Here is a 2,456-nt window from a genome sequence, read left to right as displayed (position 1 = left end):
ACTTTTAGAACTCAGTTTTACTCCCAAAGAAAAATACCTGACTGATGCAGAAGTAAACCCAGTGCGTTTTTGCATACAAGTAAGCCGAAAAATAATAGACCCCAACGATTTTAGGAATAACTATTATGTTTTTGAAGCCGATCAATTGGTTGCATTGTCTTACCCAAACGCGAGCTTAGTAAGAAGCCCAGACATGAAAACCATAGGTATAAAAGCTACCAAACAAGATGAAACTCCTTTTACCAAAGAAGAAAAAATAGCCTTGCGAAAAAAACTCATCTGTTTTAACAACACAGTTTTGATTGTAGAAAAGAGTATTTTAACCGAAGAAGCCATCGAAAATTGTACTGTTCCAGTAGTGGTAGATTTTGAAATGGCGGAGGTTCAAACAAATAAAGCTTGTGAGTGTAAAGAAAATAATTTTTATTGGAGTTCGAAAATAACATGTGCTGAAAGAAAAAAAGTACTCGAAGTTTGTGCCAATATTTGGGGAGAAAAACAAAAGATAGAAAAGGCTAGTATGCTTATGGCAGTTATGCATTTAGAAACAGGAAAAACATTTAGTCCTTCTCAAAAAGGAGTAAGTTCGTCTGGAGCTAAATATATAGGTTTAGTTCAATTTAGTGCTACTACAGCACAATCATTAGGTACTACATATGACGCACTGGGAAAAATGACCTTTTTAAGACAAATGGAATATGTGGAAAAATATCTTAAACAAAATAAAGATAAAATGACCACACTTACAGATTTTTATTTACAAGTACTCTTGCCTAGTCATGTTGGCCATGGTTCTGAACCAAAATATATTGTATTTGATGAAAGTATTGCTGTTCCAGATAATGGTATCGAGAATAGTTTAGAAAAACGAAAAGCAAACATAACAAAACACCCTTGGGTTACAAAATATGGATATGCTTCGAATGCTCCTTTTATGAAAGAAACGGGTGAATATAAAAATTCAAGAAAAGCTTGGCATTACAGTTCACAAAGTTATAAAACCAGAAGAGGATTTGAAAATGGAAAAACCTATATGTGGGAAGTAACCAAAGTAGTAACAGAGGATCATTATATACCTGGAAAGAATGAAATATTTATCGGCACTTGTAAAAATGAAACTAATCTTGAGTTATCTGGAAAATACCCACCTTGGGTTAATATTGCTATTGAAGAAGAAGCTAAAACAATTAGAGAGTCAACACACTGTCAGTATATTATTGATACCTATCATAAAAGTACAGATAATGCAAAAATGAAAAGATGTGGAAGCGAAATTGATTCTACCCGTGCAAATTCAGCTTGGTGTGGGGCATTTGTTGCATATTGCTTAAGCGCATCTGGTCATAGATACCAACCAGATCCAGGTGCAATTTGGCATGGAAATGAAAATTTAGTAAAAAGAAAAGATGGGGCTCCCTTTGTCACATCTGAAAAATGGGGGAAAAAACATACACAGATGTATGTTGGAGGAATTGTTGAATGGTACAATAATGGTCATACAACTATTATTATCGGAATTGATAAAAGTACTCCCAAGAACTATATTTTGTTAGGAGGAAATCAAACAGATGGAGTACGATTTTGGACAGTACCAAAAACTAAAATACACTCATTTTGCATTTTCCCTATAGATTACAAAGGTCATTTATTACCACTTGAACAAATAGAACCAAAAGATTTAAGTCCCAATGCTATAAAATATGCAGAGGGTGCTACTGAGTAAAAAAAAAAAAATGAAAAGAATATTTATATTATTTATATTATTTACTACTTTTTTATCATGTAAAAAAGAAAAAGGTAAAGAATCAACAAAATTACAAATTAATAAGGGAAATGGCATGAGCATAAATTCAATCGGTAATACTACAAAAAAAATTATTGAACAACAAGTAATACATGGATATGCTATAAAAGAAGCCGGTCTTGATATGGAAAGTGATTATAATTATGAAAAAGAGGATTATGATGTAATAAAACAAGTATCAATTGATATTTTGAAAAGCTATAATTATAGAGCATTAAATAATGAAAATTTTCAAAATAAAGTATCTAAAATTTTTAATTTTAAAAGCATAGAAAAAGATATTAATTTCTTAATAGAGTTTGCTTGTCCGCTAGATAAAATTAAATACCAGTTAGATATTAATTACACTGTTAGTAATAATAATCCTCTTTTTATTGATTTAAAAAATAATATAATACTTGAAGCATTTTTTGCACCACAACTTATGAATTATAAAATTGAGTATCCTGATATTTATAATAAAGAAGAAAAAGCAGAAAAAAAGAGGTCAATAAATGGGGTGTTTATAGATATAATAAAATGGAAAGATGTCAAAGACCTAGCTGAACAGCGCAAAAAAAACATCCAAACCCTTGTAGCTCGCAACATGTACTTGTTTAATGATAGTCGAGCACATTTTAAATGGCTACTCTTAAATGACGAAAATTTTATA

General features: G+C 30.8%; 2 protein-coding genes. Both read left to right on the top strand.

Going from position 1 to position 2,456, the window contains the following annotated elements:
• Nucleotides 1–1,723 (top strand): C40 family peptidase (locus OIU80_RS20780; protein ID WP_264288876.1); only part of this gene is annotated, 1,723 nt, incomplete at its 5' end.
• A 10-nt stretch (nucleotides 1,724–1,733) separates the two neighbouring features.
• Nucleotides 1,734–2,456 (top strand): hypothetical protein (locus OIU80_RS20775; protein WP_264288875.1); only part of this gene is annotated, 723 nt, incomplete at its 3' end.

Origin of the sequence: Flavobacterium frigoritolerans (assembly GCF_025847275.1) — a bacterium.
Lineage (GTDB): Bacteria > Bacteroidota > Bacteroidia > Flavobacteriales > Flavobacteriaceae > Flavobacterium > Flavobacterium frigoritolerans.
The sequence above is the reverse complement of the archived record's forward strand: the minus strand, read 5'-3'. Positions and strand labels throughout refer to the sequence as shown.